The sequence below is a fragment of the Bacillus sp. SG-1 genome, from assembly GCF_000181495.1.
In the GTDB taxonomy this organism is placed as follows: domain Bacteria; phylum Bacillota; class Bacilli; order Bacillales; family Bacillaceae_B; genus Rossellomorea.
On record NZ_ABCF01000001.1, the window covers coordinates 648,717 to 663,185 of the forward strand.

The following is a 14,469-nucleotide window of genomic DNA, read 5'->3' on the forward strand; positions in this document are numbered from 1 at the left end:
GAGTTTTTTTATTGAGTAAAAATCTGTATAAACATAAAAAGGAATGGAGTGAGCAATTTGAGTAATGAACAAACGGAACGGCGATTGGACAAATTAAATACTTTGAAATCAGAAGGTACCCCAGTGTACCCGGAACGATTTTTGACAAATGTTGAACTAAAAGAAGCCGCCCTCATGAAGGATGGAGCGGAGGGCATCCGTGCAGCCGGCAGAATCACAGGGATCAGAAGTTTCAGCAAGCTTCTTTTCATTACCATTTCCGATATCCAGGGATCCTTACAGCTTTTATTGAAAAAGCAGGAGATTGGCGAAGGGCTTTTTAATAAATTTGAACAATTCTTTGATATCGGCGATTTTATCGGTGTGGAAGGGAAAATGTACACAACTAAAACAGGGGAAAAAACCCTGAGGATCGAAAAATATGAATTTCTAGGGAAAGCATTAAGACCCTTACCTGAAAAATGGCATGGGATCAGTAATATTGAACTTCGATACAGACAAAGGTATCTGGATATGCTCATGACGGAAGAAACGCAAAACCGCGTTCTCGCCAGATCTCAGATGGTTCGCTCGATTCGCAGGTTTTTTGAAGACCAAGACTTCATCGAAGTGGAAACTCCTGTTTTACAGCACACCTCATCAGGGGCATTGGCAAAGCCTTTCAAAACGTATCATAACGCTTTAGATACTGAACTCAACCTGCGTATTGCTCCTGAAACATATCTAAAGAGATTGATAGTAGGTGGATACACGAAAATTTTCGAAGTAGCCAAATGCTTCAGAAATGAAGGAGTCAGCCCTCAGCATCTGCAGGAATTCACTATGGTGGAAGGATATGCTGCATTTTGGAACTATGAAGATACGATGAGACTGATGCGGAAAATGATCCTCTCCGTCCTGCAAAACACATTTAATACGACCACGATTACACTGAAAGGACAGTCCATTGATTTTACAGCAGAATGGGACGTAATTTCTTTTAGAGAGCTCATCTTAAAAAATACCGGCATTGATATCGATCTGTTCCCTAAAGTGAAAGATCTGCTCCAAGAAACTAAACGAAGAAAGATAGAGCTGGACTACCAAGAAGCAGACAGCATGGGAAGAGGGAATTTCATCGATTTTCTCTACAAAAAAACTTGCAGGCGGCTGATTGTAAAACCCACTTTTCTGATTCAACATCCGATCGATCTGTCGCCATTGGCCCGGGCAAACGATGAAGATCCAAGCCTCACCGACCGTTTTCAACTGGTGGTCAATGGAGCTGAAATCATCAATGCCTATTCAGAACTGGTTGATCCCCTTGAACAGAGAAAGAGGCTTGAGGTGCAAGCATTGTTAAAAAGCAATGGTGATGCCGAAGCGATGGAGATGGATGAAGACTACCTGAAAGCCATGGAATATGGGATGCCTCCGATTTCAGGGTGGGGGTTCGGGGTCGAACGGCTTTTAATGATCCTGACTGACAGTGAATCCATCAAGGATTGTGTATTCTTTCCGTTGACAAAAAAACTGTAATAGAGAATAAAGTTCATCCTTCTGTGAAAAAGGTCCTGATAATTTATAGAAGAAGGATTTCCTGTTCTATTGCAGAATAGTAAGGTATCAATTGAATAGGGAGTGGGTTGTATGTTTAGCAAGGTGGGGCAAATTATGCTATACGTGAATGACCAAGATAAGGCAGCGGAGTTTTGGAGGAATAAACTAGGGTTCATTGTGAAATCTGAAGAGGATAATGGACAAGGTATGAGATGGATTGAATTGTCTCCAAACAAGGATGCAGAGACAACGATCATTCTTCACAATAAAGAGTTCGTAGCTAAGATGTCTCCTGAGTTGAATCTGGGCACACCTTCTTTAATGTTTTTCACCGAAAACCTCGAGCAATTGCACAGCGACTTGTCCAATAAAAATGTAACTGTCGGTGAGATGATAAATATGCCATCCGGTAAAGTGTTTAATTTTGCCGACAATGAAGAAAATTATTTTGCCGTTATGGAAAGATAACTATAGCAAAGAAGAAGACTCGTCGTTGGCGAGTCTTCTTCTAATGGGAATGAATTTTTACATACATCTTAAATCAACCCTATCAGCCAGCCTCCAACTGCTCCCGTCAACACAACCACCCACGGCGGCAGCTTCCAATACACCAGCATACTGAACAATACTGCTGCAAAAGCAAAATCGACAGGCGCAAGTATGGAACTTGTCCATATCGGATGATAAAATGCCGAAATCAAGATTCCGATTACTGCAGCATTCACACCCATCAGAGCTCCCTTTATCTTTGGATTTCTGCGGAGCGTGTCCCAGAAAGGGAGAGTCCCATAAATTAACAGAAAAGCGGGGAGGAAAATAGCAAAAGTGGCTAGGAGACCACCTTGCCAGCCGTTCATCACAGCACCCAGATAGGCAGCAAAAGTGAACAGCGGACCCGGAACGGCCTGCGCGGCACCATATCCGGCAAGGAACGCTTCTTCACTCAGCCAGCCTCCAGGAACAAATTCAGTTTGAAGTAATGGAAGTACAACATGCCCGCCGCCAAACACCAAGGAACCTGAACGGTAAAAGCTATCAAACATCGCAACCCAATTGAGTGCCGTTGCTTCTCTTAGAATCGGCAAAAGAAACAGCAAACTAAAGAATAAGACCAGGCAAACGGCAGCGAACGATTTCGAAATGGGTACTCTTAATTGGGCATCCTCAGTGTCAGCATGATTTTTATATAAAATATAGCCAATCAATCCTGCGACTAGGATAACCCCGACCTGAGTGAACGCTGTCTGCCATAAAAGCGTCACAACAAGCGCAAGAAGGGCCAGAGTCTTCCTTGATAAATCTGGAGTCAGCTTCTGTGACATTCCCAAAATCGCATGCGCAACAACGGCAACCGCCACAATTTTTAATCCATGAATCCAACCTGCATCAGAAACATCAAATTCTTTTAAAAGTAAAGCGAATAGAATCAATGCGATGACAGAAGGAAGGGTGAAACCGATAAAGGAGATAATACCCCCAACAGCGCCCGCACGCATGACCCCGATTCCGATGCCGACCTGGCTGCTTGCCGGTCCGGGAAGGAATTGACACAGAGCCACTAGATCGGCATAACTTTTCTCATCCATCCATTTTTTCCTCTTAATATATTCGTTATGAAAGTAACCCAAGTGGGCTACAGGACCGCCGAATGAAGTCAGTCCCAATCTTGTAGAAATAATCAGGAGCTCCAAAAGAGCACTGATACTTGTCTTTTTTTTCACTACTTCACCTTCTTAATTAATCTTTTATTTCCCTAAACAACTCAAATGCCTTTTTCCTGGCTTCCCCCAGTATTTCATTCCCTTTTTCTGTCGTAGAATAATACTTACGGATTTTGCCCTCGACTTTTTTGTCTTCCCTGACCAACAATCCATCCGATTCCATAGAATGCAAGATCGGGTAGAGCGTCCCCGAACTGACATTATACCCGTGTTCTTTCAGTTCCTCGGCCATCCACGTCCCATACACCGGGTGTTCTTTTGCATGATGTAAAATATGAATATGGATAAAACCGAGAAACAATTTTCTCAAAACCTTATCCTCCAACCAAATAACCTCCCGACAGATGATTTCTCAGTCCAATATCGAAAACCGATATCGAAAGAATACAATATACAATCAGCTTTTGCAACCATCTATTCGAATTCTAATTACTGTAACGACCATTCCTGGTTGGGTTCCCATAAATAGTGAATTTTGATGCCTAAAGGTAAAAATTCTCGAGATGTCTTTAGAAAAACGGATCATTACCGGAAGTAATGAACCAAATTTCCGAGCTGCCTCAAGGATAACGGACCATTCCTCGGAGTAATGATTCAAGTTTCCGAGTAACCTCTACAGAAACGAATCATTCCTTGGGGAAATGGACCAAATTTCCAAGTAATCTCTAGAAAAGCGCACAACTCACAACCTAATACCAACAACCCCTACAAAACCCAAAAATGTAACTATATGGTATGATAAAAGCAAATCTGAAAATTTGAAAAAGGAGGAAACAATGAAACGATTACTGCTGGCTGTCACAGGATGCATGATTCTGGCAGGTTGTACCGAAAAAACAACCGAGCCGGAAGCTGAAGCCCAAATGAAACAGGAAAAAGTTACATTTGAAGATATCACACACTCTTTTGAGCATCCGGAAACAGGGCAGTCCTACCAAATCATTGACGCCTATAAGCTTTATGACAATTACATAAGCGAGCTGGAGGAGAATCCCGATACAGCAGAGAAGGAGCTTTATCAGCAGGAGATCATTGATCCAGTTAACAAGGCTTGTTTTGAGGGCGGTGAATTCTATCACATGGCAGGTGCCGTCACTGAACAAATCCCACATTCGCTAGAGCGGATTACCGAATTGAATCAAAAGATAGAGGACAGCCAGTATATCGGTTCCATTAAAGACGCGCTGGTCCAGTCTTCAGATCTGCTTCCTTCTGACATAGAAACAAACGTATGCATCTTTCCAAATATTAATACGAACAATGCAGGTGCCGTAACAGTTGGAGCCGGAAAAATCAATGTACTCTATTCTCCGTTTTATACAGAAGACTTTTTAAAAACCGTCATTGCCCATGAATACCATCACAGTGTCTGGGCGGAGAAATTTCTAGCGACTACACCTCAATCGGTCCTGGATAATCTTGTTTTTGAAGGAAAGGCAGTCATGTTCGAAAAGGTGGTATATCCAGACCTGGAAGGTACTCGTGTTAATGACGAATATAATAAAAAGTACTGGGCACAGATTCAGGATGACTTAGGAAAGTACGATTTTAACCGGTCGATAGAAATCCTTTTTGGCGGAAATGGACTTCCCCAGTTATATGGCTACATGGAGGGATATAAAATGGTGAAATCCTATTTGGACCTCCACCCGGAAGCCCAACCGATGGATTGGACCTCTTTAAGTGGCGAGGAAATCTTTGAAGCAGGAAAATATGCCGACCATTATCAATAGAGAGTAGAGGAGCTTGGATTGAATCAAGCTCCTTTTTACATTGCAATCCTGAAAAATATGATAAAATGCTGATAGCGCAAATCCTCAAAAGGAAGGAGAAACCACAATGGACATCAAACTGAATTCAACGATTATCACAGAAAAGTGCGGAAGTGTCTCCTTCAAAAGAGGTGAAATTTATTATAAAAATAATGCTGTTGAAATAGAAGAATATACCCCGAAATTTTGTAAGGCGGTCGTGAATGGCGGCGAACAATTTGAGGTCACCGTCTCGAAAGGCTTCCATGGTGAAATTATGACGGAGTGCACCTGCCCGAAACTCGCTTCATTCAAATTGGACTGCCAGCATGTTGCAGCCGTGTTTCTGGCAATAAAGGAGAGACAGCAGGGAGGACAGGACCTGACCGAAGGATTCCTGACCCTGTTTGAAAATAAACAAAAAAAGTCGAGCGGCCATCAGCGCCATTTTGAAACAAGAACGGTTGTGGACGTGGAATTCAAAATAAAACCCGTCCGTACACTAGAGGCTGGCTGCCTTTTTGGCATGGAATTGTTAATCAACCGCAGAAAAATTACTGACATCCGGTCCTTTTTACAGAAAGCAAGCGAGGGACAACCTTATCTAGTTGATGACCGCCTGACATATGATCCGGAACAGCATTGTTTTGAATCTCATTCAGATCAAATCATAAATCAACTTCTCAAGGTGACGCATGACGAAAAAGTGTATGGAGATGACACACAGCAGGATGAACAGGTCTTGCCTGTTCCACCAACATCATGGGATCAGCTCCGTCCATTGTTACTGAAAGCAGAAAACCTGCTCCTCGATGATGCCGGGCATTTGTTCAGTGGATTGGAACTGTCAGAAGAACCTCTTCCGCTTAAGTTCACATTCGAGGATGACAGAGAAAGCGGATACCTTCTGAAGGTAAAAGGGCTTCAATGGATGACGGTTTTCCTTCCCTATAACACTGTACTGAGTGAGGGAAAGCTGTATCACCTGAAAGAGAAAGACTGCGAACGGCTTTCTGAAATCAAAACCATGCTCGAGAATAGAGGGATGAATCAGATCCCTATTTCATCTGAAAAAATCCGATATTTCCTTGAAAAAGTGGCCATTGATTTGAAACGCATCGGTCAGGTCGAAATTTCCGGCTCACTGAGAGAGGAATATATGAAGACACCTCTGACTGCAAAACTCTACCTGGACAGAGTGAGAAACCGCCTGCTCGCTGGTCTCGAATTCCATTATGACAATATCGTCATCAATCCTTTAGAAGAAAAAGAAATTCCAACGGGAAATATGCTGGTCAGGGATAGAGAGAAAGAAAAAGAAATTCTTGCGATAATGGATGATAGTTCATTTGCCAGGACAGAGGGCGGTTATATTCTTCAAAACGAGGAACTGGAATACGAATTCCTTTATTATATGGTTCCTAAACTGAAGAAACTGGCGGGCATCTATGCGACGACTGCGGTAAGAAACCGGATATTCAACGGAAAATCACGACCGCAAATCCGCGTGAAGGTGAAAAGAGACCGGATGAACTGGTTGGAATTTAAGTTTAGCATGGACGGCATACCAGAAAGAGAGGTTCATGAACTCTTATTTGCATTGGAAGAAAAGAGGAAGTATTACCGGCTGCAGAACGGATCGCTCTTATCATTAGAGACCAAGGAAATTCAAGAAATCCAACGTTTCCTCATGAGCTCGCAGGCTGATCATATTGACTTTGCCAAGGGGCTGGCGCTTCCCATGAACCAATGTCTTGAACTTCTGGATCACGTCGAATCGAGTGAGGGGTTCCAAATGGAGAAGTCCTTCCGCGATCTCCTCGAAAGCTTGAGGAAACCAGGGACCATGTCCTTTCCGATTCCTGAAACATTGTCCCCAATCTTAAGAGACTATCAGAAACAAGGATTTCATTGGATGAAGACCCTGGCTCACTATGGATTCGGGGGTATACTGGCAGACGACATGGGGCTCGGGAAAACCCTGCAAAGCATCACGTTTGTAGAATCAATACTCCCTGACATCAGAAAGCATAAACAGCCGGCACTGGTCGTCTGTCCATCATCCTTGACTTATAACTGGCTGGGAGAGTTCAAGAAGTTCACTGCGGATATCCGGGCATCCGTCATCGATGGTGATAAAAAACAGCGACAAAAAAGGCAGAAAGATTTACACGAAAGTGATGTTGTCATCATCTCTTATCCATTGTTACGGAGAGAAATACAGTGGTTCGAGAAGCAGCATTTTTCTGTCGTATTTTTCGATGAAGCCCAATACTTCAAGAATCCTGTTACACAGACGGCAAGAGCCGTGAAGAAGATCCAGGCTGAACACCGGTTCGCCTTAACAGGAACACCGATTGAAAATTCCATCGAAGAACTTTGGTCGATCTATCATGTCGTGTTTCCTCAATTGTTCCTGGGATTGAAAGATTACAGCCGCCTGACCCGGCAAACGATCGCCCGCAGAATCCAGCCTTTCATGCTGCGGAGGGTAAAAGCGGACGTTCTTTCCGAATTGCCGGCGAAACTGGAAACACGCGAATCTGTCGAGCTGCTTCCAGACCAGAAGAAACTATATGCTGCGTATCTGGCAAAATTGAAGCATGATACCTTGAAACACCTTGATAAAGACACCCTGAGGAAGAATAAGATCAAAATCCTTGCGGGCATTACGCGCTTACGGCAAATCTGCTGTCACCCCGCACTATTCGTCGACGGATATCAAGGAAAATCAGCCAAGCTGCAGCAGCTCATGGAGATCATCGAGGAATCAAAATCATCGGGGAGAAGGGTATTGATTTTTTCCCAGTTTACAAGGATGCTCGGACTAATAGGAAGGGAATTAACCGGAGAGGGGCTCCCATATTTCTACCTTGACGGTGCGACCCCTTCAGAGGAACGCATGGATCTTTGCAACCGGTATAATACGGGGGAACGAGATATATTCCTGATTTCCCTGAAAGCAGGTGGAACTGGCCTCAATCTGCACAGTGCCGATACCGTCATCCTTTACGACACCTGGTGGAACCCTGCCGTCGAACAACAGGCAGCCGACAGGGCGCACAGGATGGGACAGCAAAACACAGTACAAGTCATCAGGCTTGTGGCAACCGGGACCATCGAGGAAAAGATGAATGAACTACAGGAAAAAAAGAGGCACCTGGTTGAAGAATTGATCGATTCTCAAGAAAATAGGAATACCATGCTCACAGAAGATGACATCAAAGAAATCCTGAATATATGAACAGAACAAGCCTGGACGGATGTCCAGGCTTGTCTAGTTTGTTATATAAGTTTCAATTAAAAAAGTAAGTCCTATTTCAGCTGATTTTGTTCAGTATACTTTTCGTACGCTCTGTGTCCATCTCTTTCATCAACTGCTGCAGTTCTTCTTTCGTATTGCTGTCCAATCCATTATAGATCAGCAGAGCTTTCGTCTCATCAGAAGTAACGATCCTTCGATAAAGCTTCGAAATTTTTTTACTCCTGTGACTTTCCATTTAACCACCTCGTGAAAAAGATTGACTTAATTATAATACTGAATGAAATGTCTTATCAATACATAAGTATTAAAAATTTTTGAAAATGAGTACTTTATCCAAAAAAAGGTTAAAAAATTTCAAAAATTTGCAACAAAAGACCTGATACTTTGTCTGATTCATGTAAACTAAATATATAGAAATTAATAATTCATAAGGTGAACGTGCATGAACGACTTACTAAATAAAATGAAAACGGGTAGCGCGAAACAGATGGCAGCATGGGAGGCGGTCAATCAGTTAGGAATTCTAAGTGATTTGAAAGAATACAAACCGGTATTGTGCGGCACTATTCCCATCGGTATTGATACTGCCGATTCCGACCTCGACATCATCATGGAAGTACAAGATTTTGAGAAATTTCAAAGACGTTTGAATAAGCTGTACAGCCACTATAACGATTATAGAATAAAAAGGCTATTCATCAGGGGAATGGAGGTCAGTAAAGCAAATTTTTCATACAGCGGATATCAATTTGAACTTTTTGGACAAGCACAGCCAGTAAACCGGCAAAATGCGTTCCTGCATATGATGATTGAGCACGAAATACTGCAAAAAAATCCGGAAATGAAGGAAGAAGTGATCAGCCTGAAGAAAACCGGTATGAAAACCGAAGCCGCGTTCTGCAAACTTCTGGGCATTGAAGGAGATCCTTATTCAGGACTCATTGAATATGGAGACGCTAATGGGTATTTAAAAAGACCCTGAACCCAATAGTATTCAGAGTCTTTTCATTTATTCTTTTTCAGGCTCAGGATCTATTTCTTCTGAAAACTCATAGGCCAATCTCTGGTTGAAAGCAGGGCTTGTTTTCCGTGTCTCTGAAGGAATATTTTTCAGAATATAAGAATGCACAAACACTTCAGACCCTGCGATAAGTGCGGCAGAAATGATGCTTCCCCAAGCCACTTGTAAATAACTCTCAAAAAGGATGCCGCCAAAAATCCAGACAATGAGATAAGTCAGGAAGAAATCCGTCACAACTGTATTCAGCTTTCCAACCCGCGGCAATAGTATCCGGTCACCGACAAAATAAGAAACAATCGTAATCAGCAGGGCGAAAGACACAATATCCACGATCGTTGCCTCAAAGAACAGATCCAAACTGATCCAAAAAACAACAAGGCTTGCAACAAACTTTATCAATAGGATGGTTAAATTCTTCACTAGGCTAAACTCCTTTTTCTCCTAGTGTGTCGTAAATAAGGGAAGTACATACATTTGATATCCCTTTAAGATTCAATAATCGTCGAAGACTGTCACGGTAATTCATATGCTTAATTAGAGAGTTAAAAATTTGGTCCAAGCACCTAATTATTATTTTTTCAGAAAAACAATTGACATTTCAGTTTCCGATATCATATAATACCGAAAAGTAATAATTTTCGAACTAATCTTTATATAATAAGCATCGATGGGAACCGAGTAATTCTTTATCTCCCTGTACAGAGAGCTGATGGTGGTGCAAATCAGCCATAGATAAAGAATGAATTACAGTCCCGGAGCTTCTTTTTCGTAGTAAAGCCCCATGCTTTATGAAGGGAAAGACGGTCTATTGATCGTTAACAATGTTGAGTGGTGAAGTTAATTCTTCACAACAAGGGTGGTACCGCGATTATTCGTCCCTGCTGATTATACAATCAGTGGGGACTTTTTTATTAGGTTCTTTTCTAAGAGATTGCTGCTTTTACACAAACTTCTGGATGTTTTTACACAAAGTTGATTGGAGCGGAAGGTGTGCGATCTCCTGCGGGACTAGCGGGACAGGTGAGACCCCTAATCCAGTTGCAGCGCCCGAGGTTACGTACCCACTGGAACGTAACCCAGCCCCTCGCGCAGTGAGAAAAAGGAAAGATCACCTTTTTACACTGCGGAACATTTGCCTGTCGGGGCTGAACAGGGCGCTTCCACTTTTTAAACAGGCGCAGCCGAGGAGGCTCACCGCCCGCCCCGCGGAGTCGCGCACCTGGAGCGGAAATCAACTTTCTCATCCAAATAGCAGCAATATATATACGAAAATAGCCTTTCATTATAACCGCCCCAAAAACCATGAAAATCGAATACCCGGCAATGAACGGATCACAGTAGTGTCTTACCTCCCTGTCCAGAGAGCTGATGGTGGTGCAAATCAGTCAAAGGTAAGCATGAATTACAATCCCGGAGCTTCTTTTTCGTAGTAAAGCCCCATGCTTTATGAAGGGAAAGACGGTCAATCGATCGTTAACAAATCAAAGTGGTGAACAGTTTTGTTCGCAATGAGGGTGGTACCGCGAGTCTTTCGTCCCTGTCGTTTATTCGGCAGGGATATTTTATTTACTTAATAACAAATTGGAGGAATGAAAAATGAGTGTAACTAAATTAGGAATTAAAGAATTGAGAGATAAAATCGATGACATCAACTTGCAGCTTTTGGATTTATTGAATGAACGGGCAGAAGTCGTCCAAGAGATCGGCCGAAACAAAAAAGAAGGTGTGAACCGTTACGATCCGGTGAGAGAGCGTGAATCACTCGATATGATTTTGAAACAACATAACGGTCCTTTCGAGTCGTCGACCATCGTTCATATCTTCAAAGAGATTTTCAAAGCCAGCCTCGAGCTACAAGAAGAGGATCACCGGAAAGCCTTATTGGTATCCCGAAAAGACCATCCTGAAGATACAGTCGTCAATGTGAACGGAACCTTGATTGGCAATGGTGTACAGAATTTCATCATGGGACCTTGCGCGGTTGAAAGCTATGAGCAGGTGAAAGAAGTGGCCAAAGCAATGAAAGCACAAGGACTTACATTGCTAAGAGGAGGAGCTTTCAAGCCGCGGACATCTCCATACGATTTCCAAGGCCTTGGCGTGGAAGGCCTGAAAATCTTGAGAAGGGTTGCTGATGAAGAAGGCTTGTCCGTTGTCAGTGAAATCTTAACACCTCATGATGTAGAGGAAGCCCTTGACTATGTCGATATGATTCAAATCGGCGCGAGGAACATGCAGAACTTTGAATTGTTAAGAGCGGTAGGAAAAGTGAATAAGCCCGTACTTCTCAAACGGGGGTTGTCTGCAACAATTGAAGAATTCATCCATGCAGCAGAATACATTTACTCTGAAGGAAATAAGAACATTGTCTTATGTGAACGGGGAATTAGAACCTATGAAAAGGCAACTAGGAACACATTGGATATCTCCGCTGTCCCTATCTTGAAAAAAGAAACACACCTGCCTGTCGTGGTCGATGTGACTCATTCCACGGGAAGGAAAGACCTGCTTTTCCCTGCTGCCAAAGCAGCACTCGCGATTGGAGCAGATGCCGTCATGGCGGAAGTCCACCCAGATCCTGCTATTGCATTATCTGACTCGGCACAGCAAATGAATATCGAAGAGTTCAATGATTTCATGGAAAAACTAATAGAATTCAAAGGCCGACTGGCGTAAAGAATACTGGGAAGTGACCTTCATTTAGTTGGAGGTCACTTTCTCACTTTATTTGATTAGTGGAGGCAAAGTTAGTATAAGATTATCATCAATCAACTTTTGATTGTGGGTTCCTTAAAACTTTGTAAGAATACTTTTAAAATGGACTCTTTGCTACCTTTTTTTAATTTCCTCCCACAAAAAGAAAAATCAATAGTATACTAATATGTAAATACATGGAATTAAAGCCCTGCTAGGTCTGGAAAGGGGGAGGTTCCCGTCTTTAGACGATTTGTACATAAAAGCAGCCACCTGCATCCTTTTATTAAATTTACCATCAAATATCGTTACCTGATCTTAATTATTGCTGCTGCAGGTATCTGGGTAGATGCCACTATTTATTCCGGCATAAGCCTGGTCGCTCTTTACAGCCTGATATCCATCCTTTTGGGAGTTGTCTATAATAATATCTGGCAGGGCATTCTAAACAGCTTTTTGGTCACTTTTTTTAGATTTTATAGTTCCCCTGATGGTTTACCGGATGACATTGTAGTGTTTTTCTTTCAATGGCTGAGTTACTTTTCGATATGGTTCGCGGTCTCCATTCTCATCAAGATGTTCATTGAGCAGAAGGAGAACCTGCTCAGGTTCACCACCACAATGGCGAAGACGCTGGATTCCCGCGATAAATACACAGCCTCCCACTCAGAAAATGCAGCCAAATTTTCCTTAGAAATTGCCAAAGAGTTAGGCCTTTCCCGTTCTGATTGCAGAAATATCGAACTGGGTGCCAAGCTGCATGATATTGGCAAAATCGGTATTCCCGAGAGTATCCTGAATAAGCCTGGCAGATTGACGGAAGAAGAATATGAACTCATAAAAAGCCATACTGTTATCGGTTACAACATGGTGAATCATATTAAAATCTTTGAAAAAAACGACATATTTAATGCCATTCTCTATCATCATGAAAGAGTCGATGGTACTGGTTATCCGGAAGGGCTGACGGGTGAGCAGATACCAATCATTGCAAAAATCATTGCGGTGGCTGACTCTTTTGATGCCATGACTTCAACCAGGGTCTACAGAAAAAGCAAAAGCCTCCAGTATGCAGTGGGTGAGATAAAAAAGTATCGCGGTATCCATTATGATAAAGAAGTAGTAGATGCTTTTTTAAGAGTAATCAATCATTCAGAAGACATATACTTTGAAGATCAGGAAAATGTTAAGGCTAAGTGAGCCGTCATTTTCCTGTTTTCTTTAGTCAGAATAAATGAAGGAGGGCCCTGAGCATATAAAGCTAATTAAAAAGAACGTCCACTAGTTATTCCTCAAGGACGTTCTTTCCTGCGCTTATTTGATCAACTTATTCCGGTCTTCCATACTTGGCGGTTGTTCAAGCCAGCCGTTTTTGGCCATAAGTTTTCCGCCGTCCTGCCCATACGTAAGAATATCTTTCGCTTTATCCACCAGTTTCAGCGGCAGGTCGCTCCTTAGACTGAATGCCGTTCCGACGGCATTACTTCCAAGACCAAAATTGCAGAAAAGGCTGGTACAATACATCATCAGTTTATCGGAGAATGGAGCTACAGTCGAGTCAGTAGCGTTAGCACCCCATGTGGATGGCGGCTGAATATCACTCTGGATCAAGACCCCTGTAAAGTCACTGACGATTTTTTTTGACAATTCTTTTCCCTTTACGAAGTATTTCTTTACTTCAGGTTCATTCGCAACCTGAGCGAAACCTGTCATCAGCTGCATACCGAAGACATTGGTCTCAATGGCGAAATATAGAAAAGACACTTCAACGGTATTCAATGCTCTTTTCTCAGAGAAAAGATTTAAGCCTGACATGTAGCTTGGACCGTCAGCAAATTCAATAGTTTGAGGCATAGTGACAGAGGGAGGACTCGGCAGGACATCCCGTTCCTGCAAATAATCCACACACTTATCATACACGCCTTGAGCGAATACCGACAAATCCTTATACAAAAGAATTAAATCATTACGATGCGACATACTTAAATGCAGCGTATGCAGACCCATACTGATTTCTGTCAGAAGACGGAGGAACATAATGTCAAAATGATTATCAAATAATTTCGGAACTCCTGTATGAACATCCTTTTCCGTAAATCCAATAGGTATCACAGCACCCTCACTCTCTAAAATGCCAGTGATGCGGTCCACATAGCTCAATACATTTGCATGCGTATCCTGAAGGATCTCTTTTGCCTGTTCATCTTCGGTATCTTCAATGAAATATTCAAGTATCCTCTGAATCATCGTCTTTTCTTGATAGGTCATCCACAATGTCGCCAGTTCTGATGAGCTAATCGCTTTATCTCTAGTCATGAGTATCATCCTTTTGCAGTTTCTTCCTTCTAAAAACCTCTTTATAAAGTTTGTCAAATTCAGGTCCACTATACACTTTTAGAAAAATCAACTTTTTTCAGATTCAGAAGTTTAAAAACTGTTCGCCCAATTCTTTCAAAAAAAATGGTAAACTATACATAT

Annotated in this window: 12 protein-coding genes and 2 other annotated features; of the genes, 7 read left to right on the forward strand and 5 right to left on the reverse strand. The window is 42.3% G+C overall.

Annotated elements, in window-relative coordinates; all coding sequences use genetic code 11:
- The first annotated feature begins 48 nt into the window (after window positions 1-48).
- Entirely contained in the window at window positions 49-1,518 is a 1,470-nt protein-coding gene (lysS, locus tag BSG1_RS03480) for a lysine--tRNA ligase (protein ID WP_442852150.1), read from the forward strand.
- A gap of 111 nt (window positions 1,519-1,629) precedes the next feature.
- Window positions 1,630-2,007, forward strand: a complete 378-nt coding sequence (locus BSG1_RS03485; RefSeq protein WP_006835457.1) for a VOC family protein — start codon at window positions 1,630-1,632, stop codon at window positions 2,005-2,007.
- A gap of 68 nt (window positions 2,008-2,075) precedes the next feature.
- Here BSG1_RS03485 and chrA read toward each other — a convergent pair whose 3' ends face one another.
- Window positions 2,076-3,260 carry a chromate efflux transporter gene (chrA, locus tag BSG1_RS03490; protein ID WP_006835458.1) on the reverse strand — a complete coding sequence of 395 codons (1,185 nt, stop codon included), beginning with the start codon at window positions 3,258-3,260 and terminating at the stop codon, window positions 2,076-2,078.
- A 16-nt stretch (window positions 3,261-3,276) separates the two neighbouring features.
- A complete protein-coding gene (locus BSG1_RS03495; protein ID WP_006835459.1) occupies window positions 3,277-3,585 on the reverse strand; it encodes a PadR family transcriptional regulator in 309 nt (102 codons plus the stop codon).
- A 451-nt stretch (window positions 3,586-4,036) separates the two neighbouring features.
- On the opposite strand from BSG1_RS03495, the gene BSG1_RS03500 reads away from it, so the two are divergent.
- Complete coding sequence (locus BSG1_RS03500; RefSeq protein ID WP_044022275.1) at window positions 4,037-4,993, forward strand: DUF2268 domain-containing putative Zn-dependent protease; 957 nt, start codon at window positions 4,037-4,039, stop codon at window positions 4,991-4,993.
- A gap of 106 nt (window positions 4,994-5,099) precedes the next feature.
- Window positions 5,100-8,255 (forward strand): DEAD/DEAH box helicase, encoded by a 3,156-nt coding sequence (locus BSG1_RS03505; protein WP_006835461.1) that lies wholly within the window; start codon window positions 5,100-5,102, stop codon window positions 8,253-8,255.
- 76 nt (window positions 8,256-8,331) lie between these two features.
- Here the strand turns inward: BSG1_RS03505 and BSG1_RS03510 are convergent, their stop codons facing one another.
- Window positions 8,332-8,511: a hypothetical protein gene (locus BSG1_RS03510; protein WP_006835462.1), complete on the reverse strand. Its 180-nt coding sequence runs from the start codon at window positions 8,509-8,511 to the stop codon at window positions 8,332-8,334.
- A gap of 207 nt (window positions 8,512-8,718) precedes the next feature.
- Between BSG1_RS03510 and BSG1_RS03515 the strand changes: the two genes are divergently transcribed.
- The gene (locus BSG1_RS03515; RefSeq protein ID WP_044022276.1) at window positions 8,719-9,258 is read left to right on the forward strand and encodes a DUF4269 domain-containing protein; all 540 of its coding nucleotides are present in this window, start codon (window positions 8,719-8,721) and stop codon (window positions 9,256-9,258) included.
- Between the two features lie 27 nt (window positions 9,259-9,285).
- On the opposite strand, the gene BSG1_RS03520 is transcribed toward BSG1_RS03515, so the two are convergent.
- A complete protein-coding gene (locus tag BSG1_RS03520) occupies window positions 9,286-9,717 on the reverse strand; it encodes a YndM family protein (RefSeq protein ID WP_006835464.1) in 432 nt (143 codons plus the stop codon).
- Between the two features lie 235 nt (window positions 9,718-9,952).
- Window positions 9,953-10,180, forward strand: a binding site (T-box leader).
- Window positions 10,181-10,611: 431 nt separating this feature from the next.
- Window positions 10,612-10,839: a binding site (T-box leader), on the forward strand.
- Between the two features lie 54 nt (window positions 10,840-10,893).
- Here BSG1_RS03520 and BSG1_RS03530 point away from each other — a divergent pair.
- The gene (locus BSG1_RS03530) at window positions 10,894-11,973 is read left to right on the forward strand and encodes a bifunctional 3-deoxy-7-phosphoheptulonate synthase/chorismate mutase (RefSeq protein ID WP_006835466.1); all 1,080 of its coding nucleotides are present in this window, start codon (window positions 10,894-10,896) and stop codon (window positions 11,971-11,973) included.
- Between the two features lie 531 nt (window positions 11,974-12,504).
- Window positions 12,505-13,191, forward strand: coding sequence for an HD-GYP domain-containing protein (locus BSG1_RS03535; protein WP_052302351.1), 687 nt, complete (start codon window positions 12,505-12,507; stop codon window positions 13,189-13,191).
- 114 nt (window positions 13,192-13,305) lie between these two features.
- On the opposite strand, the gene BSG1_RS03540 is transcribed toward BSG1_RS03535, so the two are convergent.
- Entirely contained in the window at window positions 13,306-14,307 is a 1,002-nt protein-coding gene (locus BSG1_RS03540) for a DUF3231 family protein (RefSeq protein ID WP_044022279.1), read from the reverse strand.
- Window positions 14,308-14,469: the final 162 nt, after the last annotated feature.